Source organism: Rhodovulum adriaticum (assembly GCF_004345735.1).
Taxonomy (GTDB): Bacteria; Pseudomonadota; Alphaproteobacteria; order Rhodobacterales; family Rhodobacteraceae; genus Rhodovulum; species Rhodovulum adriaticum.
Window position 1 is genome coordinate 193642 of record NZ_SLXL01000002.1, and the last position, 21881, is coordinate 215522.

Here is a 21881-nt window from a genome sequence, read left to right on the forward strand (position 1 = left end):
GCCCTTACCCCTTCATCACGTTGATGTCGTCCACCGCGATGGACCCGCGGTTGCGGAAGAAGCAGACCAGGATCGCCAGCCCGATCGCCGCCTCGGCGGCGGCGACGGTCAGGACGAACATGGTAAAGACCTGCCCCACCAGATCGCCCAGATGCGCCGAGAAGGCCACCAGGTTGATGTTCACCGCCAAGAGCATCAGTTCGATCGACATCAGGATGACGATGACGTTCTTGCGGTTCACGAAGATCCCGAAGATCCCGATGACGAACAGCGCCGCGGCCACCGTCAGGTAATGTTCAAGTCCAATCATTCCGTCCCTCCGGGCCGTTCGCCCGTTCCTGTTCTGTCGTCCGGGGTCAGAGACCCTGCCCCGGTTTCACGTCCTTCAGTTCCATCGCCTTGGCCGGGTCGCGGTACATCTGCGCCAGCACGTCCTGGCGTTTGATGTCGGGCCGGTGGCGCAGGGTCAGCACGATGGCGCCGATCATCGCGACCAGCAGGATCAGACCCGCCACCTGGAACAGGTGGATGTAGTCGTCATAGATCAGCCCCCCCAACGCGCCGGTATTGGTCTGTCCCTCGGGCATCGGTGCGGCGCGCAACTCGATCACGCCGTCCGCGCTGCGCCAGACCCCGAAAACCATGACAAGCTGGGCCAGGAACACCGCCCCGATCAGCCCGGCCAGCGGGAAGTAAGAGGCCATGTGCGCCTTCAGCTCGCTGAAATCGACATCCAGCATCATCACCACGAACAGGAACAGCACCGCGACCGCGCCCACGTAGACGATGACCAGCAGCATCGCCACGAATTCCGCCCCCAGCAGCACGAACAGCCCCGCCGAGGAAAAGAAGGCCAGGATCAGCCACAGGACCGAGTGCACCGGGTTGCGCGCCAGCACCACGAACAGCCCCGAGGCCACCGCCACCGTCGCAAAGCAGTAGAATGCGATATCCGCCACGCTCATGCGCCGTCCTCCTCGCCCGTTTCCATCTCGTCGAACACCGACTGCGCCAGTTCCAGCGCACGGCTCATCGCCGGGATGCCGCCCAGCATCGCCATCTGGTAGATCACCTCGGCGATCTCCTTCTGGGTGGCGCCCGCCTCCAGGGCGTGGCGCACGGTGATCTTGAACTGCGCATCCGCCTGCGCGCCCAGCACCGTCAGCCCCGCCAGCACGACCAGCAGCCGCGTCTTGGCGTCCAGCCCATCAGGGTTGAACGTGTTGCCCCACATCATGTCCATGAAATCCTTGGGCATGGTGGGCATCAGCTTGTCGAAGACATGCACCTGAAAGCTTTCCAGCGCCGGGTTGAAGGCGCGGGCCATCTGGTGGCTTTGCTCGACCATCTGTTCGAAGAGTTTGGCGAAATCGCTCATCGGTAGGGCGCGTCCATTTCCAGGTTGCGGGCGATCTCTGCTTCCCAGCGGTCGCCGTTCTCCAGCAGCTTTTGCTTGTCGTAGAACAGTTCTTCCCGCGTTTCGGTGGCAAACTCGAAATTCGGCCCCTCGACGATGGCATCGACCGGGCAGGCCTCCTGGCAGAAGCCGCAATAGATGCATTTCGTCATGTCGATGTCATAGCGCGTGGTGCGGCGGCTGCCGTCGGCGCGGGGTTCGGCATCGATGGTGATCGCCTGGGCGGGGCAGATCGCCTCGCACAGCTTGCAGGCGATGCAGCGTTCCTCGCCATTGGGATAGCGGCGCAGGGCGTGTTCGCCGCGGAACCGCGGGCTGAGCGGCCCCTTTTCAAAGGGATAGTTCAGCGTGGCCTTGGGCGCGAGGAAGTATTTCATCCCCAGCCGCAGGCCCTCGATGAAATCCATCAGCAGGAAATACTTGCCCGCGCGTTTCCAGTCGATCGCTGTCATGACTTCTCCTCGCCGAGGTGACGCGCGGCCCAGGCAAAGATGCAGGCGGCAAGATCTTCCTGCGTCATCTCCCGCGGGCCATCGGCCTCGGCCAGGCGCTTGTCCAGCTCGGCCTTGACCGAGGCGGACAGTTCCATCAGGTCCAGGTATTTGGCGTCGATCAGAACGCGTGCCAGATCATTCATGTCAGCCTCCCACGGTCCAACGCGCATAGGCGCCGCCGAACAGTTCGAATTGCGCGAAGAATGCCACCACGACGACCCAGATCAGCGACAGGGGCAGGAACACCTTCCAGCCCAGCCGCATCAGCTGGTCATAGCGGTAGCGCGGCACGATGGCCTTCACCATCGCAAAGAGGAAGAAGAACACGGCCATCTTGGCCACCATCCACAGCGCCCCGTCGGGCAGGCCCGGGATGGGCGACAGCCAGCCGCCGAAGAACAGCAGGCTCATCAGCGCGCACATCAGGAAGATGGCGATATATTCGCCGGCCATGAACAGCAGGAAGGGCGTCGAGGAATATTCCACCTGATAGCCCGCCACCAATTCGGATTCAGCCTCTGGCAGGTCAAAGGGCGGGCGGTTGGTTTCGGCCAGCGCCGAGACAAAGAACAGCACCACCATCGGCAGGTGCGGCAGCCAGTACCACGAGAACAGGCCAAACCGCCCATCCTGCGCGGCGACGATATCGCCGAAATTCAGGCTGCCGGTGGACAGGATCACCCCGATGATGATCAGGCCGATGGACACCTCATAGGAAATCATCTGCGCGGCAGAGCGCAGCGAACCAAGAAACGGGTATTTGGAGTTGGACGCCCACCCCCCCATGATGACGCCGTAGACCTCTAGCGAGGAAATGGCGAAGACATACAGGATCGCAACGTTAAGATCGGCCAGCACCAGCCTGTCGGAAAACGGAATAACCGCCCAGGCAACCATCGCCATCACGAAAGAGATCATCGGCGCGAGGAAGAACACCGGCTTGTCCGCACCGGCGGGCACGACGATTTCCTTGACGACGTATTTCAGCGCGTCGGCCACCGTTTGCAGCAGGCCGAAGGCCCCCACGACATTGGGGCCCTTGCGCATCTGCACGGCGGCCCAGATCTTGCGGTCGCCATAGACGAGAAACAGCAGAGAGATCATCACGAAGGCGATCACCATCAGCCCCTGCGCCGCGATCGTCAGCCCGATCCCCAACCCGGTATTCAGAAAATCAGCCATCTCGTCCCTTGTCCCTCAGACCGTCGGTATCCCCTGCGCCTGGCAATGCGCGACGACGACCTCTGCGTCGATCGTCTGCACCCCCCGCGGCAGGGCCGGTGAAATCGTGTAAACGGCATCCGCCTGCCAGACGCCGGTCTCTTGCCCCTCGGCCAGTTGCGTCCGCACATGGCGGGCAAAGCCATAGCCGCGGATCAGCGCGTATTGCGCGGCGGCACAGCGGGCATAGTCGTTCAGCGCGTCAGGGTGGCCCGGCTCATGGATCTGCACGACAAAGCGTACCAGATCCCCCTCCAGCAGGCGGGTATCCACGCCCAGATAGGACGCGGCAGGCAACGGCGCGCGCGCCACGGCAGAGGGCCCCGAGGCAGGGGCGCAGCCCGCCACCAGAACGGCCAGGGCACAGCCCGCCAGATATGTATCCGCCCGCCGCACCTTATTCCGCCGCCACCGGGGCGCTTGCCCGCGCCCGCGCGTTTGCCGACAGCTCGGCCATCAGTTGCGAGGCCCGCGCGATCGGGTTGGTCAGATAGAAATCCCGCACCGCATAGCGGAAATCGGCACTGGCCGGCGCGCGTTCGGGCAGCGGTTGCCATTCGTTTTCCGCCAGTTCGTCGATCATGCGCAGATGCGGCACCATCCCGACCAGCCGCTTGCGCAGCGCGGCCAGGCTGTCATAGGGCAGCGCCTGCCCCATTTCGCCCGACAGCGCCCGCAGGATCGCCCAGTTTTCCTTGGCCTCCCCCGGCGGGAAGCCCGCGCGCAGCGCCAGTTGCGGGCGGCCCTCGGTGTTGACGAACAGGCCCTGTTCCTCGGTATAGGCGGCGCCGGGCAGGATGATGTCGGCGCGATGCGCCCCCCGGTCGCCATGACTGCCCTGATAGATCACGAAGGGCCCGGCATCGATGTCGATCTCATCCGCGCCGAGGTTGAAGATCACATCCGCGCCCGCGGTCGCGGCCTCCAGCCCGCCCTCAGTCACAGCACCGATATCCATGGCGCCCACGCGCGCCGCGGCGCTGTGCAGGACCAGCAGCCCCGCGCCCAGCTTGCCCGCCAATTTCATCGCCTGGGACAGAACGGCCTCGCCGTCGGCCTCGGACAAGGCGCCCTGGCCCACGATGACCAGCGCATCCTCTTGCGGTGTGGCCTCGGTGGCCAGTTTCACCAGTGCACCACGCCCGGCCCCGGCCTCGACCGCGTCATAGGTCAGGTCCGCCGCCGGGCCGACGCGGGTCACCGTGGCGCCGTGCAGCCAGGCCTTGCGAATACGAGCGTTCAGCACCGGCGCCTCGTCGCGCGGGTTGGTGCCGACCAGATAGATCGCGCGCGACGTGTCGATATCCTCGACCGCCGCCGTTCCGACATAGGCCGAGCGGTTGCCAACCGGCAGGCGCGCCCCATCCACGCGGCATTCGACCTGTCCGCCCAGCCCCTCGACCAGTTCCTTCAGGGCAAAGGCGGCCTCGACCGGGGCCAGATCGCCGATCAGCCCGGCCACCTGCTTGCCCTTCATCGCGCGCGCGGCCGCCGACAGCGCCTCGGGCCAGGTGGCGGGGCGCAGTTTGCCGTTTTCGCGGATATAGGGGCGGTCCAGCCGCTGGCGGCGCAGCCCGTCCCAGACAAAGCGCGTCTTGTCGGAAATCCATTCCTCGTTCACGCCGTCATGGTTGCGCGGCAGGATGCGCATCACCTCGCGCCCCTTAGTGTCCACCCGGATGTTGGACCCAAGCGCATCCATCACGTCGATGGTCTCGGTCTTGGTCAACTCCCACGGCCGGGCAGTAAAGGCATAGGGTTTCGAGGTCAGCGCGCCGACCGGGCACAGGTCGATGATGTTGCCCTGCAGGTTGCTGTCCAGCGTCTCGCCCAGATAGGCGGTGATCTCGGCATCCTCGCCGCGGCCGGTCTGGCCCATCTGGCTGATGCCCGCGACCTCGGTGGTAAAGCGCACGCAACGGGTGCAGGAAATGCAGCGCGTCATACAGGTGGCCACCAGGGGGCCAAGGTCCAGATCCTCGTTCGCGCGCTTGGGTTCGCGGTAGCGGCTGAAATCCACGCCATAGGCCATCGCCTGGTCCTGCAGGTCGCATTCGCCGCCCTGGTCGCAGATCGGGCAATCCAGCGGGTGGTTGATCAGCAGGAATTCCATCACCCCTTCGCGGGCCTTCTTGACCATGGGACTGTTGGTCTTGACCACCGGCGGCTGGCCCTCGGGGCCGGGGCGCAGATCCTTGACCTGCATCGCGCAGGACGCGGCCGGTTTCGGCGGGCCGCCCACGACCTCGACCAGGCACATCCGGCAGTTGCCCGCGATCGACAGCCGCTCGTGATAGCAGAAGCGCGGCACCTCGATCCCCGCCTCTTCACAGGCCTGGATCAGCGTCATGGCGGGATCGACCTCGATCTCGCGCCCGTCGATGATGATCTTGCGTAGCTCAGCCATTGCCTGTCCTTGCTTGCCGCCCGCAGCGGGCGGGTCTTGTCTTACCTGGTTTCCCGCAGCAGCGATCCGGTCAGGGTGTTGCGCGCGATTTCCTCGCGCCCCAGCCGGCAATAGCTTTCGGGATCGTCCTTGCTTACGCCGTTGGCCGCCAGATAGGCGTCGCGCTCGGCCTTCATCCGTGCCTTGTTGGCGCTGGAATCCAGAAACGCCTCGATCTGGGCGGGGTTATAGCCCAGCGACAGCGCATGCCGTTCCAGATCCTTGGCCGCACGGAAAGCCCGGAACAGGCGCGGGGAAATCGTGGGACACTTGCGCTGGATCGCATCCCCGACCGAGGCAGACAGCAGCGAATTCCACACGTGGTCATTCTCGGTCAGCGGCGGCAGATCCTGCGACGCCGCCGCCGGACCTGCGCCCGCCCCCAACAGGGTGGCCAGAACCGCCCCCGCGATATGCCGGATGGGCCTGCGCATCGCCTATTCCGCCGCCACGGCACTGACCCGGCCGGTCTTGCGCGCCTTGATGCGGTCCTCGATCTCGTCGCGGAAATGCCGGATCAGGCCCTGGATCGGCCAGGCCGCCGCATCCCCCAGGGCGCAGATCGTGTGGCCCTCGACCTGCTTGGTCACATCGAACAGCATGTCGATTTCCTCGATCTCGGCCTCACCGCGCACCAGCCGGTCCATCACCCGCATCATCCAGCCGGTGCCCTCGCGGCAGGGGGTGCACTGGCCGCAGCTTTCGTGCTTGTAGAACTTGGCCAGACGCCAGATCGCCTTGATGACATCGGTGGACTGGTCCATCACGATCACCGCCGCGGTGCCCAGCCCCGATTGCTGTTCACGCAGCCAGTCGAAATCCATGATCGCATCATCGCAAAGCTGCGCAGGCAGCATCGGCACGGACGAGCCGCCCGGGATCACCGCCTTGAGGTTGTCCCAGCCGCCGCGCACGCCGCCGCAATGGCGGTCCAGCAGTTCGCGCAGACCGATGGACATGCTTTCCTCGACCACACAGGGATTGTTCACATGGCCGGAGATGGCAAAAACCTTGGTGCCCGCATTGTTTGGCCGGCCAAAGCTCGCGAACCAGTCGCCGCCACGGCGCAGGATCGTCGGCACCACCGCGATGGATTCGACGTTGTTCACAGTGGTCGGGCAGCCATAGACCCCCGCCATCGCCGGGAAGGGCGGCTTCATCCGCGGCATGCCCTTCTTGCCCTCCAGGCTTTCCAGCAGGGCGGTTTCCTCGCCGCAGATATAGGCGCCAGCGCCGTGATGCAGGAACAGGTCGAAATCCCAGCCCGTGCCGGCGGCGTTCTTGCCCAGCAGGCCCGCATCATAGGCCTCGTCGATGGCGGCCTGCAGCGCCTCGCGCTCGCGGATGAACTCGCCCCGGATGTAGATATAGCTGGTATGCGCCTGCATCGCGAAACTGGCGATCAGCGCGCCCTCGATCAGCGTGTGCGGATCGTGGCGCATGATTTCGCGGTCCTTGCAGGTGCCGGGCTCGGATTCGTCGGCATTGATGACCAGGTAGTGCGGCCTCCCGTCACTTTCCTTCGGCATGAAGGACCATTTAAGACCAGTGGGGAATCCCGCGCCGCCACGGCCGCGCAGGCCCGACTTCTTCATCTCGTCGATGATCCAGTCGCGGCCCTTGGCGATCAGGTCCTTCGTGCCGTCCCAATGACCACGGGCGCGCGCGCCGGAGAGCGTGCGATCATGCATCCCGTAGAGATTGGTAAAGATGCGGTCCTGATCGGTCAGCATGGACAGACCCCCACTCTTGCCGGGCACAGCCCGACCGTTTCCATTTTACTCGCCCGTTCGGGGCATCTTGCGGCAGCCCCGGTTGCCCGGGGCATCGTTACCGGCATCAGGCCGGCGGCGGAGGGCGCACCGGATTTCACCCACCCGGTTTGCCCCCCAACCGTCCCCTCGCGGCGCCACGGATCCCCGCAACGCCGCGCGGATTTCGTTTAGCCCTTCGCGGCCAGTTCTTTGGCCTGGCCGACCCAGTCGTCACGGCTGACGCGGCCCTTGAAGCCTTCGAGGTTCTCATCCATCCACGCGACCTCGGCCTCGGTCCAGGCCGCGATCTGGTCGTAATGATAGATGCCAAGCTCGTTGACCTGCCGCTCCAGCTTCGGTCCGACGCCCTTGATCTGCTTCAGATCGTCGGCGCCCTCGGCACGGGGGCCGGACAGGGGCGCCGGGCGCGCACCGGCATCGCTGGCAGCGGGCGCAGGGGCCGCAGCCGGGGCCGGGGCCGGGGCCGGGGCCGGTTTCGGAGCCGGGGCAGGCTTGGGGGCCGGGGCCGGCTTCGGCGCGGCGACGGGTTTCGGCGCGGTTTTCGCGACGGTCGGCGCGACCTTGGGGCCACTGCCCGGCTTGGGGCTGTCGGGGATGACGATCGCATCGTTCGCCGCTTTGTAGGGCGCGCGCGCTGCGGCCGCGGCCTCGCGCTCGGCGCGGGCGGCGGCGATTTCATCATCGGTCCGGCAAAAGCCCATAAGCATCACGATGCTGGCCACGAAGAACGTGCCGGCACCGGCAATGAACGCCCCCCAGGCCCACAGCCCGAAAAGCTTGGCCACGACCGCGACCGCAACCGCGATCACCGCGGCAACAGGCACCCACAGAAGGGCGTATTTGATCCTTGCTTCACTGCGATTGATATTCATTGGTTCTCTCCGCTACGACGGTTGTTCGTCCACGCCTTTTGTAACGCTTCCGCCGCCGTCTGTCTTGACCTCTTCCGCCGCAGGGGCCTAGCCCCGCCAGGGCGTCAGCAGGGGTACTTCGGTTCCGTCGATCCGCTTGACCGTGTCGCCCAGCCGCACTGCCAGATCGACCGATGCGTTATGCTCTGTCCGGGGGCCCGGCACGTCGGTCAGGCTGGTCGGTCCGCCCAACGGTTCGCTGGAAAACCGGCCGTTCTGCGGCCCCGGCTTTGGCACCCGGCCCGCCGCCAGTTCGTCCAGGATCCAGCCTAGGCGTTCGGCGCTCAGATCCTCGTAGAAATCCTTGCCGATCTGCACCATCGGCGCGTTGGAACAGGCGCCCAGGCATTCCACCTCTTCCCAGCTGAACTTGCCATCCGCCGACAGCGTAAAGGGCTGCTCGGCGATCTTGTCGCGGCAGACCCCGATCAGATCCTCGGCGCCGCAGATCAGGCAGGACGTAGTGCCGCAGACCTGCACATGCGCGACCGAGCCGACCGGCGCCAACTGGAACATGAAATAGAAGGTCGCGACCTCAAGCACCCGGATATGGGCCATCCCCAGCATGTCGGCGACATGCTCGATCGCGGGGCGGCTCAACCAGCCCTCCTGCTCTTGGGCACGCCACAGCAGCGGGATCACCGCGCTGGCCTGGCGGCCCTCGGGATACTTGGTCATCTGCGCCTCCGCCCAGGCCTGGTTGGCCGGGGTGAAGGCGAAGCTTTCGGGCTGCTCGGGGTGAAGTCGTCTCAGCATCAGTTCGCGCAGTCTCCAGATGTCAATCGAAAGGCGCCCTCTTGATCGAGCAGAACGATCTCGCCCCGTTCGACCATTTCGCTCACGACAGCGGCAAGCAACGTGCGTTCGAAGCCGGATGCCGCCTCAACCGCCATGGCGGTGTCTTCATCCGCGACGGTGCAGCCGGCGGCGGCAACGACCTGTCGGACGGTGTCCATCTCTACCGTGGTCACGGTAATCCCCTGCGCCTGCGCGACCGCAGGCAAAAGGGCTGCACCGAAGGCGGCAAGACGGGCGATCTTGAGAATTGTCATGGGTTCGTATCCTCTGGCTCGGGGCCGGTCCGCGCCGGTCCCCATTTCGGACACCCGCCCCCGCGGCGCCCCCGAAACGGCACGGGCCTGCGCCCGCACCAGGCTGCGATCAGCCCCCCATGCGACGCGCCGGGTTGCCCCGCCGCGCGCGCCGGCCCCAGCACCGGCCATACCGCGATATCCGGCCTGCCGGATCATCGGTCGATCTCTCCGAACACCACGTCCATCGTACCGATGATCGCGGCCACGTCGGCCAGCTGGTGGCCGCGCGTCATGTAATCCATCGCCTGCAGATGCAGAAAGCCCGGCGCCCGCAGCTTGGCGCGATAAGGTTTGTTGGTGCCGTCGGCGACCAGGTAAACGCCAAACTCGCCCTTGGGGGCCTCGACGGCGGCGTAAACCTCGCCGGCCGGAACGTGGAACCCCTCGGTGTACAGCTTGAAGTGGTGGATCAAGGCCTCCATCGAGGTCTTCATCTCGCCCCGTTTGGGCGGTGTGATCTTGCCGCGCGCCAGCACATCGCCCTTTTCATGGCGCAGCTTTTCGCAGGCCTGCCGGATGATGTGGGTGGATTGGCGCATCTCTTCCATGCGGACCAGGTAACGGTCGTAGCAATCGCCGTTCTTGCCCACGGGAATCTGGAAGTCGAACTCGTCATAGCATTCATACGGCTGCGAACGGCGCAAATCCCAGGCCAGCCCCGAGCCGCGCACCATCACCCCCGAGAATCCCCAATCCAGGATGTCCTGTTCGCTGATGACGCCGATATCGACATTGCGCTGTTTGAAGATGCGGTTTTCCGTCAGCAGCCCGTCGATATCGTCGATCACGGCGGGGAAATCCGCAGCCCAGGCATCGATATCCTCGACCAACTCGGGCGGCAGGTCCTGGTGAACGCCGCCGGGCCGGAAATAGGCCGCGTGCAGGCGCGCCCCGCAGGCCCGCTCGTAAAAGATCATCAGCTTTTCGCGTTCCTCGAACCCCCACAGCGGCGGGGTCAGCGCGCCCACGTCCATCGCCTGCGTCGTGACGTTCAGCAGGTGGTTCAGCACGCGCCCGATCTCGGAATACAGCACCCGGATCAACTGCGCCCGGCGCGGCACCTCGACCCCGGTCAGCTTTTCGATGGCCAGGCACCAGGCATGTTCCTGGTTCATCGGCGCCACGTAATCCAGCCGGTCGAAATAGGGCAGGTTCTGTAGGTAGGTGCGGCTTTCCATCAGCTTTTCGGTGCCGCGGTGCAGCAGGCCAATATGCGGGTCGGCACGCTCGACGATCTCGCCGTCCAGCTCCAGCACCAGGCGCAAAACGCCATGCGCTGCAGGATGTTGCGGGCCAAAGTTGATGTTGAAGTTGCGGATGCGCTGTTCGTCCGTCTGCGCGTCGTTGAATGCCGATCCGTCCATCATCCTACACCCCCACCCGGTGCGCCGCCCATTGCGGCGGCATCCGGCCCAGCCGCTCGGCGACGAAGTCATATTGCGACGCCAGCGCAGCCGCCGCGGCAGCGCGCTGCGCCGCACTCATCGGCACCGGCACGCCCTCATGCACCCGCTCCGTTAGTGGCGCGGGCCGTGGTGCGATCCCAAGGAAATCGCACAGCCGGTCGATCATGGCCTGCGAAAACAGCTCTTCGTAGAAACCCAGGAACAGGCGCGACGGGTCCACCGCCGCCCAAAGGCGCCCCAGCACCGCACGATAATCGCCGCGTTCGATGATGTGCGCCTCTTCCCCGCGCAGGGCGCGTTTCAGAATGCGACCGGCGCGGGGGCCGATATCCTCGCCCGGGGCGGCACGGCGGCGCGCGATCATGCGCACATGGCTCCACATCCGCTCGACCGGGTCGCGCAGCAGGTAGACGAAGCGCACGTCAGACGTCATCGCCGCCATCCGTTTCAGGCGCCCCACCGGCAGCAGAGAATAGGCCGGCGTTATGTCAGCAATAAGGCGTGCATCGCCCTGCCCCTCGCGCAGGTAGGACAGATAGCCGGACTCGTCGCCCTGGGCGTAGACCTGTTCCAGCGCGGCCATGTCGTGCAGGCGGCTGCGCCGTGCCGCGGCCCTGTCCGGGGCGCCCGGCATCGGTTTGGCGGCCAATGCAGCGCGTGTTTCCTGCAACTCGGCGCGGGCTTTTTCCAGTTTTCCGGCCTCTGCCATGTCGAAAAAATGCAATTCCTTGATCGAACGCAGGTGGCACTGCGGATGCGCGGCCAGATAGCCGTGCAACCAGCTTGTGCCGGCCTTGGTGGCCCCCACGCCGAAAAGAAGCGTTGCCTCGCTCATGCCCGCCCCTTGGCCCCCGGGGCCTTGTCGTCGCCGGGCAGGATGTAATCGGCCCCTTCCCAGGGCGACATGAAGTCGAACTGCCGGTATTCCTGCACCAGTTTCACCGGCTCGTAGACCACACGCTTTTGCGCCTCGTCATAACGCACCTCGGTATAGCCGGTGGTCGGGAAATCCTTGCGCAGCGGATAGCCCCGGAACCCGTAATCGGTCAGGATCCGCCGCAGGTCCGGATGGCCCGAGAAGATGATGCCGAACATGTCGAACACCTCGCGCTCGAACCAGTTGGCCGAGGGGTGCACCGACGCGATAGAGGGGATCATCTCATCCTCGCGCAGGGCGCAGCGGACGCGGATACGCTGGTTCTGGTACATCGACAGGAAATGGTAGACCACGTCAAAGCGCGCCTCGCGCTCGGGGTAATCCACTGCCGTGATATCCACCAGGCTGGAGAATCGGCACGTCGCATCGGCGCGCAGGAATTCCACGAACCCCGTGATCGAGGCCGGGGCCACATCCACGTTCAGCTCGTGGTGGGCAACCTCCCAGGACAGGACGCAATCGGGGCGCTTCAGCTCCAGATGGGTGCCGAGTTCTTTCAGGGCCTCGTCCATGGCTTACCTCACGATCGTCCCGGTCCGCCGGATGCGGCGTTGCAGTTGCAGGATGCCGTAGAGCAGCGCCTCGGCGGTCGGGGGGCAGCCGGGCACGTAGATATCGACCGGCACGATCCGGTCGCAGCCGCGCACCACGGAATAGCTGTAGTGATAATAGCCCCCGCCATTCGCGCAGGATCCCATGGAAATCACATAGCGCGGTTCGGGCATCTGGTCGTAGACCTTGCGCAGGGCCGGGGCCATCTTGTTCGTCAGCGTGCCCGCCACGATCATCAGATCGGACTGGCGCGGGGACGCGCGCGGCGCGGTGCCGAACCGTTCCAGGTCATAGCGCGGCATGGAGGTGTGCATCATCTCGACCGCACAGCAGGCCAGACCAAAGGTCATCCAGTGCAGCGACCCGGTGCGCGCCCAGTTGATGATGTCGGCGGTCGAGGTAACGAGGAAGCCCTTGTCCTGCAACTCTGCGTTCAGGGCCTGGGTCGCGACCTCAGTATCGGGCCCGGCGGTGTTGGCGCCTGTCATCACTCCCATTCCAGGGCCCCCTTCTTCCATTCATAGGCAAAGCCGATGGTCAGAACGGCCAGGAAGACCATCATCGACCAGAACCCCACCAACCCGATGGTGCCAAAGGACACGGCCCACGGGAACAGGAAGGCGATTTCCAGGTCGAAGATGATGAACAGGATCGCCACCAGGTAGAAGCGCACATCAAAGGTCATCCGCGCGTCGTCGAAGGCGTTGAAGCCGCATTCATAGGCCGACAGCTTTTCCGGATCGGGGTTGCGCACGGCCACTACCGCGGCAGCCAGCAACAGGATCAGGCCCAGCCCAACGGCCATGCCGAAGAATATGGCAATCGGGAGATATTCCCTCAGAAGCTCGTCCACCGGCTCCATCCTCCACTTTGCCGCGCCTTGTCGGTCCCTGCGCGGTCCTTGACGACGAGGACGTTACCCGCCCCGTCCGGCGCAGGTCAACGCACCCCGCCCGTTTCGGTCGCCCCATCTGTTATCGCGGCGAACCAGAAATGTATACAGTCGTGCGCATTGAAAAAGTGCCGGATTGCCGCAGAGTTACGAAATTCCAAAGATATATCCGATTCTCGCGTTTTCGTGATCGCAGCACCAGAGGAATCGCCGGGCGCCCGGCGGCCCTCAATCCTCGCCGGGCTGCGCCCAACGCGGCTTGCGGCGCTCGAAAAAGGCGGCGATTCCCTCTTGGGCCTCGGCATCTTCCCAGCAGGCCACCAGGCGGGCGATGCTGTCCTCTACCGCGTCCCGATCCAGCGCAGGCCCTAACCGGCGCAGCTGTGCCTTGGCCCGCGCGATGGCCCCGGGCGCGCTGGCAAGGAAGGGCGCGATCTCTGCCTCTGTCGCGGCGTCCAGTTCGGATTCGGGCACCGCGCGGGCCAACAGGCCCATCGCCACCGCCTCGCCCGCGTCGAAGCGGCGCCCGGACAGGAACACCCGGCGCGCGGCAGGTTCGCCAATGCGCGCGACGACATAGGGGCCGATCGTGGCCGGGATCAGGCCCAGCCGGGTTTCGGTCAGACCGAACCGGGCAGTGTTCACCCCCACCGCCACGTCGCAGACCGAGATCAGCCCAACACCCCCGCCAAAAGCCTGCCCCTGCACCCGCGCGATCAGGGGTTTGGGAATGGTGTTCAGCGCCCCCAGCATGTCGGCCAGCCGCCGGGCCGCCGCCGCGCGGGTGGGGCCGTCGGCCTCTATCTGGGCGCGCATCCAGGCCAGATCGCCACCAGCGCAGAAACTGGCCCCGTTTCCAGTCAGCACCACGACACGCACCGCCGGGTCGGCGCCCAGTTTGTCAGCGGCGGCATGCAGCGCGCCGATCAGGCTTTCGGACAGGGCGTTGTGCTTGTCCACCCGGTTCAGCGTCAGCCGCGCCACGCCGCGTGCGTCGATCTCCAGCCCCAGTTCTTCCCGCATGTCGCTCTCCCGAATTTTCGCAGAAAATTCGCGGCCCGCTCAGCCGCGCATCGCGCGGGCCAGTGCCGCCGCCCGATCCAGCACCGCAGGGTCCAGCCCGGTATCATAGCCCAACGCGGCCAGCCGGGCGGCGACCGCCTCGGTCGCCACGTTGCCGGTCGCCCCCTTGGCATAGGGACAGCCGCCCAGGCCGCCAACGGCCGCATCGAACACCCGCACCCCCTGCGCCAGCGCGGCCTCGATATTGTCCAGCGCGCGGCCGGCCGTGTCGTGGAAATGCCCCGCCAGCCGTTCCGCAGGAACCACATCCCGGACCGCCCGCAGCATCGCGGTTACGCTGTCCGGCGTGCCCTGCCCGATCGTATCGCCCAGGGAAATCTCGTAACAGCCAAGCGCCAGCAGCTTTTCGGCCACCTGCGCCACCTGCCCCGGCGCCACCTTGCCGTCATAGGGGCAATCCGTCACGCAAGAAACATAGCCGCGCATCGGCATCCCGTCGGCCCGGGCGGCGGCGGCCACCTCCTCAAAACGGGCCAGGCTTTCGGCGATGGTGGCGTTGATGTTCGCGCGGCTGAATCCTTCGGAGGCCGAGCCGAAAATCGCGATCACATCCGCACCGGCCGCGCGGGCACGCTCATACCCCTTCAGGTTGGGCGTCAGCGCAGCATAGCGGATGCCCGGCGCACGCGCGATCCCGGCCAGCACCTCGGCGCTGTCGGCCATCTGCGGAACCCATTTGGGGCTGACGAAACTGGCCACCTCTATCCGCCGGAACCCCGCCTGCGACAGGGTATCGACCAGCGCGATCTTGTCGGCGGTGGGGATCGGGCGCGGTTCGTTCTGCAAGCCGTCGCGCGGGCCGACCTCGAAAATCTCGACGACCCCGGTCATGGCCGAGTACCGACCGCGTCAGCGCGCAGCATCGCGGTCCCGCGCTCAGGCATCCGGCGCCTCGTAGAAATCGCGGGTGTAAAGTTCTGCCGCCCCATCCTCTGCCACAGCCTTTTGAAAGGCCGGCCGCGCCGCACAGCGCTGGTAATAGGCATCCACACCGGGCAGCAGGTCGGCCGGAACGAAGCGGCGGGCCATCATCACGCCGTAGCCCACATTGGTATCCACCGCAGAGAAGCCCGAGGGCAACAGCCAGTCGCGCCCCTCCAGCGCGTGATCGATGACCTCCAGCGTCTTTTCCAGCCGCCGCGCCTCCAGCTGCATGACGGTCGGGCTGCGCATCCAATCCTCGCGCAGCACGATATGCTGCTGGGTCAGCACCGCGATATGCTGGCCGATGGTTTCAGCGAAATGCAGCCATTCCAGCCAGTCGACCCGTTCGACATCCCCCGCAAACCGACCCAACCCGCATTCGGGCCGGGTTTCGACCAGATATTCCGTGATCGCCCCGGATTCGAACAGAACCCGGCCATCGATTTCCAACGCAGGCACCCGGCCCGCAGGCGACAGCGCCAGATACCCGGGGCTGCGCAGCGACTTGTCGAAAAAGGAATGGCGTTCGACCTCGAATTCCAGCCCCATTTCATGCAGCAGCCACAGAATGCGGAAGGAGCGCGCCTGCGAACAATGGTGCAGCCGGATCATCATGTCTCCTCCTCGGGTTCCAGACGGATCAGCGGCGCTCCGGCCTCCACCTGCGCGCCCTCGGCCACCAGCAGTTCGGCCACGATGCCATCGCGCGGGGCGGTCAGGGTGTGTTCCATCTTCATCGCTTCGAGGATGACAAGGGCCTGGCCCGCTGTCACCCCCGCACCAGCGGAAACCTGAACCGCCTTGACCAGACCGGGCATCGGCGCCTCTATCCCGTCGCCACCAACCCCGGAGGCATCGGCCCGCGCCAGCGGATCGACGGGGGCAAAGGCGAAGGTGCCCCCTGCCCCGGCAAAGACATGGATTTCCCCACCGGCAGAGACCGTCGGCAAGGGCCGGTGACCGTCGACCGCCCAGCCCGCGGCATGGCGCGTGGCGTGCACCTCTCCGCTGGCCAGCACCACTGTCGCCCGGTCCGGCCCATGCAGCCGCAGGCGCACGGAAACCTCTTCGCCGTCATGGACCAGACCCAGGTCGCGGATCAGCGGCTGCCACAGGGCAAAACCATCCGCCGCAACGCCCGACAGCCCCGCAGCGACAAGCGCGGCAGTGGCGGTCGCTGCCCGCAGGATGGCCGGATCGGGCACAGCGGCGGCCAATACCTCAAGGTCGCGATCGATCAGCCCGGTATCGACCTTGCCGGCGGCAAACCCCGTATGCCGCGCCAACCGCCCGAGGAAATCCAGATTGGTCACCGTGCCCGCAACGCGGGTTTCCTGCAGCGCGCGGGCCAGCCGGTTCAGCGCCACCGCGCGGGTGGGGCCATGGGCAATGATCTTGGCGATCATCGGATCGTAGAACGGGCTGATCGTGTCGCCGGTACGCACGCCGGTATCGGCGCGGATGCCGGGCGGGAAGGCCAGATGCGCCAGCGTGCCGGTGGCGGGCAGAAAACCGGCGGGGACATCCTCGGCATAAAGTCGCGCCTCGAAGGCGTGGCCGGTCAGCGGGATGGCGTTCTGCGCCAGCGGCAGGCCCTCGCCCGCGGCCACCCGCAACTGCCATTCGACCAGGTCCAGCCCGGTGATCGCCTCGGTCACGGGATGTTCCACCTGCAAACGCGTATTCATCTCCATGAACCAGAAGCGGTCGGGATGCAGCCCGTCCGAGCCATCGACGATGAATTCCACCGTGCCCGCCCCGCGATAGCCGATGGCGCGCGCCGCGCGTACCGCCGCATCGCCCATGGCCGCGCGCATTTCGGGGGTCATGCCGGGGGCCGGGGCCTCTTCGATAACCTTCTGGTGGCGGCGCTGCAGGGAACAGTCGCGTTCGTAAAGGTGCACGGCATCGGTCCCGTCGCCGAAAACCTGCACCTCGATATGGCGGGGCTGTTCGATGTACTTCTCGATCAGCACCGCGTCGTTGCCAAAGGCGCCCCGCGCCTCGGACCGGGCGGCGGTTAGCGCGGCGGAAAAATCGGCGGCGCGGGCGACCTTGCGCATCCCCTTGCCGCCCCCGCCTGCCACGGCCTTGATAAGGACCGGATAACCGATGGCCTCTGCCGCGCCTTCCAGATGCGCGTCGTCCTGATTTTCACCGTGATAACCCGGCACCACCGGCACGCCCGCCTCTTCCATCAGTGCCTTGGCGGCGTCCTTCAGCCCCATCGCGCGGATGGCGTCCGCCGAGGGACCGATAAAGGTCAGGCCCGCGGCCTCTACCGCCTCGACGAAATCGGGGTTTTCCGACAGGAAACCATAGCCCGGGTGGATCGCCTCTGCCCCCGTGGCGCGCGCCGCCTCGATGATCCGCGCGCCTTGCAGGTAGCTTTCGCGCGGCGGCGGCGGGCCGATGGGGACCGCCTCGTCGGCGAGGGCCACATGGGCGGCCTCGGCATCGGCCTCGGAATAGACGGCGACGGTGGCCACGCCCATCGCGCGGGCCGTTTCGATCACGCGGCAGGCGATCTCGCCGCGGTTGGCAATCAGGATCTTGCGAAACATGGCCGGCCTGTCTCCTTGTTGCTGGTGTCGCCGCGGGGGCTGCCTGCCCCTGCACCCCCGGCGAATTTTTCCAAAGCAATGATCCGGCTTTGGTCCAAATATCTTCGCCGAGGGCGCCTTTTTCACATGCGGAACACCCCAAAGCGCGTTTCGGGAATGGGGGCGTTCAGCGCGGCCGACAACGACAGCGCCAGCACCTCACGCGATTTGCGGGGGTCGACGATGCCATCGTCCCACAGCCGGGCAGAGGCGTAGAGCGGGTGACTTTGCGCCTCGAACATCTCGATTGTGGGGCGTTTGAAGGCGGCCTCTTCCTCGGGCGACCAGGTGCCGCCGGTGCGTTCGATCGCGTCGCGTTTGACGGTGGCCAGCACCCCCGCCGCCTGTTCGCCGCCCATCACGCTGATGCGCGAGTTGGGCCACGACCACAGAAAGCGCGGCTGATAGGCCCGCCCCGCCATGCCGTAATTGCCCGCCCCAAAGGAGCCGCCCACGATCATCGTGATCTTGGGCACGCTGGTCGTGGCAACAGCAGTCACCATCTTGGCGCCGTGGCGCGCGATGCCCTCGTTTTCATATTTGCGCCCGACCATGAAGCCGGTGATGTTTTGCAGGAACACCAGCGGCGTGCCGCGCTGGCTGCAAAGTTCGATGAAATGCGCGCCCTTTTGCGCGGCCTCGGAAAACAGCACCCCGTTATTGGCGACGATCCCCACCGGGCAGCCCATGACATGGGCAAAGCCGGTGACCAGCGTTTCGCCAAAGCGCGGCTTGAACTCATCAAAGCGGGAGCCGTCGACCAGCCGCGCGATGACCTCGCGGATATCGTAGGGGGTGCGCAGGTCGGCAGGCACCACGCCCAGCAACTCGTCGGGGTCGTAGGCCGGATCTTCGGGGGATTCCCAGCGGACGGTCGCGGGTTTCTCGCGGTTCAGATGGCTGACCGCGCGGCGGGCCAGCGCCAGGGCATGTGCGTCGTCCTCGGCCAGGTAATCGGCCACGCCGGACAGGCGGGTGTGCACATCGCCGCCACCCAGATCCTCGGCGCTGACGACCTCGCCGGTTGCGGCCTTGACCAGCGGCGGACCCGCCAGAAAGATCGTGCCCTGGTCCCGCACGATGATCGTGACATCCGACATGGCGGGCACATAGGCGCCACCGGCGGTACAACTGCCCATCACCACGGCGATTTGCGGGATACCCTTGGCCGACATCCGCGCCTGATTGTAGAAGATGCGCCCGAAATGGTCGCGGTCGGGGAAAACCTCATCCTGGTTGGGCAGGTTGGCCCCGCCGGAATCCACCAGATAGACGCAGGGCAGCGCGCATTCCTCGGCGATTTCCTGGGCGCGCAGGTGTTTCTTGACGGTCATCGGGTAATAGGTGCCGCCCTTCACGGTGGCGTCGTTGCACACGACCATGACCTCTTGCCCGTGGACCTGCCCGATCCCGGCAATCACGCCCGCGCAGGGGGCCGCGCCGTCATACAACCCGCGCGCTGCGGTCGCGCCGATTTCCAGGAAGGGCGAACCGGGGTCCAGCAGGTTGGCGACCCTGTCGCGGGGCAACATCTTGCCGCGCGACAGGTGGCGTTCGCGCGATTTTTCCCCACCGCCGGCGGCGGCCAGCGCGGCGGCGTCCTGCACGATGCGCAGGGCATCCAGATGGGCAGCGCGATTGGCCTGGAACGCCTCGGACCCCGGCACGGCGTTGGACTGCAACTTCATGGCCGGTCACCCCCATGGCGGGGGGCCGTCGCGCACACCGTTCCCATTTCCGTGCTCCTCCCTTTTGCCGGACCCGCGCCGCCCCTCCCCAAAGGCGGCGCGGGGCCGGTTTACTTGGTTTCCATGTAGGTGATCGCGCTTTCGAGGAAGAGCGCCTCTTCACCCATGCGCTTCATCGTGCAGCTGGCCGCAGCGGTCATCGTGTAGGGGGTGCCGCGTCGCATCATGGCCTCGACCGCGCAGCGGATTTCGCGCCAGTTCCCCCATTTTTCGCGCATCTCCTCCAAGTCCGTGGTCAGCTGAAAGGGGATGTCCTTGCTCTTGGCATTTTCCGCGAACTCGGCATCGGCAACTTCGGCCAGCTCCATCATGCGGTCAAAGGCGGCGTCCAGGCGGCCCTTCCAGTATTCCGATTCCTTTCCCATGCAGGCGGCAATGTCGGAATTGGAGGCATTCTTGATCCGCTGGAAGCAGACGCGGGCGGATTCGCCGATACAGGTGTCATCGGCGCCGGGCAGGCGCTGCTTTTCCATGCACTCAAGCGTGGCATCGGGCGAGAACTGCACCTCTTGCGCGGCCACGGGGGTGGCAAGGGCAAGCGCGGCGGCAAGGATCAGGGAGCGTTTCATGGGGGTCACCTCATAAAGTTGAGTTTATGACTCACATTTAGACCATCGCCTTCATCAATTCACGCCCCACCAGCATGCGCCGGATCTCGGATGTGCCGGCGCCGATCTCCATCAGCTTGGCATCGCGGAACAGCCGGCTGACCGCGCTGTCGGCCAAAAAGCCAGCCCCGCCCATGGCTTGCACCGCCTGGTGGGCCTGTTTCATCGCCTCTTCGGACGAATAGAGGACGCAAGCGGCAGCGTCCTGCCGCGTCACCGCGCCGCGATCACAAGAGCGTGCAACCGCGTAGACATAGGCCCGCGCGCTGTTCATCGCCGTGTACATGTCGGCGATCTTGCCCTGCATCAGCTGGAAGTTGCCGATGCTTTCGCCGAACTGCTTGCGGTCGCGCATGTAGGGCATGATCTCGTCCAGGCACGCGGCCATGATGCCGGTGCCGATGCCGGCCAGGACAACGCGTTCGTAGTCCAGCCCCGACATCAGCACGCGCACGCCCTTGCCCTCTTCGCCCAGGACGTTTTCAAAGGGCACCTCGACATCGTCGAAGATCAGCTCACCCGTGTTCGACCCGCGCATGCCCAGCTTGTCGAAATGGGGACTGGTGGAAAAGCCTTTCATCGATTTCTCGACGATGAAGGCCGTGATGCCCTTGGGGCCAGCTTCGGGGTCGGTCTTGGCATAGACCACCAGCGTATCGGCGTCGGGGCCGTTGGTGATCCAGTATTTCGTGCCGTTCAGCGTGTAATAGCCGTTCTTCTTTTCGGCGCGCAGCTTCATGCTGACAACGTCCGACCCTGCGCCTGCCTCGGACATGGCCAGGGCGCCGACATGTTCGCCGGACAGCAGCCCGGGCAGGTATTTCCGCTTCTGCGCGTCGGTGCCGTTCAGCTTGATCTGGTTGACGCAGAGGTTGGAATGCGCCCCGTAAGACAGCGACACGCTGGCCGAGGCGCGGGCGATCTCCTCCACCGCGATGGTATGGGCGAGGTAGGACATGCCTGCGCCCCCGTATTCCTCGGGCACGGTGATGCCAAGCAAGCCCAGCTCGCCCATCTCGCGCCACAGATCGGCGGGAAAATCGTTGGTCCTGTCGATCTCGGCGGCCATCGGCTTGACGCGCTCTTGCGCCCAGCGATGCACCATCTCGCGCAGGGCGGCGGTATCCTCGTCTAGGTCGAATTCCATGGTGGCGGTAAACATGTCGGGCTCCTCCCCTGCGCCTTATTGAACGCTTGTTCAATTTCTAGCAGCGGGGCTTTGTCACGTCAATCATGCTCGCATCCCGGGCGGGGTGTGCTTACCTCTGGGATCAGTAACCGAAAGGAGGCCCCATGAAACGCCTATGCCTTGCTGCCATGCTTGCCGCCCTGCCCCTGTCCGCCCCGGCCGAGGAGATTGGCCGCATCGGCGTGGACTGGACCGGCAACGACATCATCATCGAGGCCGTCCACGACCCCGAGGTCGAGGGCGTGACCTGCCACATCGCCTATTTCGACCGCTCCTTTCTGGACCGGATCAGCCAGGGCAACTGGTTCGAGGATCCCTCGAACGCGTCGATCGCCTGCCGGCAGACAGGGCCGATCACCATCGGCGACATCGACCGCAGCCCCGAGGGCGAGGAGGTGTTCCGCGAGCGGCGATCCATCGTGTTCAAGAGCCTGCGGATCAAGCGCATCTATGACGAACCGAACCGCACCCTGATCTACCTTGTGCATGCGCGGGAACTTGCCGAAGGCTCGGCCAAGATGGCGATTTCCACCGTACCGCTGTTCAACGCGGGGCAGGAATAGGCCCGGTCGGCCGGGTAC

25 protein-coding genes and 1 pseudogene are annotated in these 21881 nt (G+C 65.7%); 1 reads left to right on the forward strand and 25 read right to left on the reverse strand.

Annotation, left to right across the window (positions count from 1 at the left end; genetic code table 11):
• Positions 1-4: 4 nt before the first annotated feature.
• The 25 genes and pseudogenes from nuoK to EV656_RS04480 all read right to left on the reverse strand — a co-directional run bounded on the left by nuoK (position 5) and on the right by EV656_RS04480 (position 21273).
• A complete protein-coding gene (nuoK, locus tag EV656_RS04355; RefSeq protein ID WP_132599917.1) occupies positions 5-310 on the reverse strand; it encodes an NADH-quinone oxidoreductase subunit NuoK in 306 nt (101 codons plus the stop codon).
• A gap of 46 nt (positions 311-356) precedes the next feature.
• Positions 357-959 carry an NADH-quinone oxidoreductase subunit J gene (locus tag EV656_RS04360; RefSeq protein ID WP_425057166.1) on the reverse strand — a complete coding sequence of 201 codons (603 nt, stop codon included), beginning with the start codon at positions 957-959 and terminating at the stop codon, positions 357-359.
• A 2-nt stretch (positions 960-961) separates the two neighbouring features.
• Entirely contained in the window at positions 962-1378 is a 417-nt protein-coding gene (locus EV656_RS04365) for a carboxymuconolactone decarboxylase family protein (protein WP_132599923.1), read from the reverse strand.
• Positions 1375-1869: an NADH-quinone oxidoreductase subunit NuoI gene (gene nuoI / locus EV656_RS04370; protein WP_132599926.1), complete on the reverse strand. Its 495-nt coding sequence runs from the start codon at positions 1867-1869 to the stop codon at positions 1375-1377. Before nuoI ends, EV656_RS04365 begins: the two co-directional genes overlap by 4 nt.
• Complete coding sequence (locus tag EV656_RS04375; RefSeq protein WP_132599929.1) at positions 1866-2054, reverse strand: hypothetical protein; 189 nt, start codon at positions 2052-2054, stop codon at positions 1866-1868. The genes nuoI and EV656_RS04375 overlap by 4 nt, the downstream gene beginning before the upstream one ends.
• 1 nt (position 2055) lies before the next feature.
• On the reverse strand, positions 2056-3093 hold the full coding sequence (gene nuoH, locus EV656_RS04380) for an NADH-quinone oxidoreductase subunit NuoH (RefSeq protein WP_132599932.1): 1038 nt from the start codon (positions 3091-3093) through the stop codon (positions 2056-2058).
• A 15-nt stretch (positions 3094-3108) separates the two neighbouring features.
• Positions 3109-3528 (reverse strand): hypothetical protein, encoded by a 420-nt coding sequence (locus tag EV656_RS04385; RefSeq protein WP_132599935.1) that lies wholly within the window; start codon positions 3526-3528, stop codon positions 3109-3111.
• A gap of 1 nt (position 3529) precedes the next feature.
• A complete protein-coding gene (gene nuoG / locus EV656_RS04390) occupies positions 3530-5539 on the reverse strand; it encodes an NADH-quinone oxidoreductase subunit NuoG (RefSeq protein WP_132599938.1) in 2010 nt (669 codons plus the stop codon).
• 41 nt (positions 5540-5580) lie between these two features.
• On the reverse strand, positions 5581-6012 hold the full coding sequence (locus EV656_RS04395) for a DUF5333 domain-containing protein (RefSeq protein WP_132599941.1): 432 nt from the start codon (positions 6010-6012) through the stop codon (positions 5581-5583).
• 3 nt (positions 6013-6015) lie between these two features.
• Positions 6016-7311, reverse strand: coding sequence for an NADH-quinone oxidoreductase subunit NuoF (gene nuoF, locus EV656_RS04400; protein ID WP_132599944.1), 1296 nt, complete (start codon positions 7309-7311; stop codon positions 6016-6018).
• Positions 7312-7520: 209 nt separating this feature from the next.
• A complete protein-coding gene (locus EV656_RS16705; RefSeq protein WP_207899543.1) occupies positions 7521-8225 on the reverse strand; it encodes a hypothetical protein in 705 nt (234 codons plus the stop codon).
• A 90-nt stretch (positions 8226-8315) separates the two neighbouring features.
• Positions 8316-9020, reverse strand: a pseudogene (gene nuoE / locus EV656_RS04415) (NADH-quinone oxidoreductase subunit NuoE); the annotation flags it as partial.
• Positions 9020-9316, reverse strand: coding sequence for a hypothetical protein (locus tag EV656_RS04420; protein ID WP_132599947.1), 297 nt, complete (start codon positions 9314-9316; stop codon positions 9020-9022). The pseudogene nuoE and the gene EV656_RS04420, both read right to left, overlap by 1 nt.
• A 194-nt stretch (positions 9317-9510) precedes the next feature.
• A complete protein-coding gene (locus tag EV656_RS04425) occupies positions 9511-10722 on the reverse strand; it encodes an NADH-quinone oxidoreductase subunit D (protein WP_132600892.1) in 1212 nt (403 codons plus the stop codon).
• Between the two features lie 4 nt (positions 10723-10726).
• A complete protein-coding gene (locus EV656_RS04430; protein WP_132599950.1) occupies positions 10727-11599 on the reverse strand; it encodes a sulfotransferase family protein in 873 nt (290 codons plus the stop codon).
• Positions 11596-12213 carry an NADH-quinone oxidoreductase subunit C gene (locus EV656_RS04435; protein WP_132599953.1) on the reverse strand — a complete coding sequence of 206 codons (618 nt, stop codon included), beginning with the start codon at positions 12211-12213 and terminating at the stop codon, positions 11596-11598. Before EV656_RS04435 ends, EV656_RS04430 begins: the two co-directional genes overlap by 4 nt.
• A gap of 3 nt (positions 12214-12216) precedes the next feature.
• A complete protein-coding gene (locus EV656_RS04440; RefSeq protein ID WP_200276828.1) occupies positions 12217-12750 on the reverse strand; it encodes a NuoB/complex I 20 kDa subunit family protein in 534 nt (177 codons plus the stop codon).
• Entirely contained in the window at positions 12741-13106 is a 366-nt protein-coding gene (locus EV656_RS04445) for an NADH-quinone oxidoreductase subunit A (protein WP_132599956.1), read from the reverse strand. Before EV656_RS04445 ends, EV656_RS04440 begins: the two co-directional genes overlap by 10 nt.
• Before the next feature lie 267 nt (positions 13107-13373).
• Entirely contained in the window at positions 13374-14168 is a 795-nt protein-coding gene (locus EV656_RS04450) for a crotonase/enoyl-CoA hydratase family protein (RefSeq protein WP_132599959.1), read from the reverse strand.
• Between the two features lie 39 nt (positions 14169-14207).
• Positions 14208-15059, reverse strand: a complete 852-nt coding sequence (locus EV656_RS04455) for a hydroxymethylglutaryl-CoA lyase (protein ID WP_132599962.1) — start codon at positions 15057-15059, stop codon at positions 14208-14210.
• A 45-nt stretch (positions 15060-15104) separates the two neighbouring features.
• Positions 15105-15767, reverse strand: coding sequence for a glutathione S-transferase family protein (locus EV656_RS04460; protein ID WP_306666791.1), 663 nt, complete (start codon positions 15765-15767; stop codon positions 15105-15107).
• Positions 15764-17716, reverse strand: coding sequence for an acetyl-CoA carboxylase biotin carboxylase subunit (locus EV656_RS04465; RefSeq protein ID WP_132599965.1), 1953 nt, complete (start codon positions 17714-17716; stop codon positions 15764-15766). The genes EV656_RS04460 and EV656_RS04465 overlap by 4 nt, the downstream gene beginning before the upstream one ends.
• A gap of 122 nt (positions 17717-17838) precedes the next feature.
• Positions 17839-19443: a carboxyl transferase domain-containing protein gene (locus tag EV656_RS04470; RefSeq protein WP_132599968.1), complete on the reverse strand. Its 1605-nt coding sequence runs from the start codon at positions 19441-19443 to the stop codon at positions 17839-17841.
• A gap of 110 nt (positions 19444-19553) precedes the next feature.
• Positions 19554-20072 carry a lysozyme inhibitor LprI family protein gene (locus tag EV656_RS04475; protein ID WP_132599971.1) on the reverse strand — a complete coding sequence of 173 codons (519 nt, stop codon included), beginning with the start codon at positions 20070-20072 and terminating at the stop codon, positions 19554-19556.
• Positions 20073-20109: 37 nt separating this feature from the next.
• Positions 20110-21273, reverse strand: coding sequence for an isovaleryl-CoA dehydrogenase (locus tag EV656_RS04480; RefSeq protein ID WP_132599974.1), 1164 nt, complete (start codon positions 21271-21273; stop codon positions 20110-20112).
• 131 nt (positions 21274-21404) lie between these two features.
• Here EV656_RS04480 and EV656_RS04485 point away from each other — a divergent pair, with 131 nt between their 5' ends.
• Positions 21405-21863 (forward strand): CreA family protein, encoded by a 459-nt coding sequence (locus EV656_RS04485; RefSeq protein WP_132599977.1) that lies wholly within the window; start codon positions 21405-21407, stop codon positions 21861-21863.
• Positions 21864-21881: the final 18 nt, after the last annotated feature.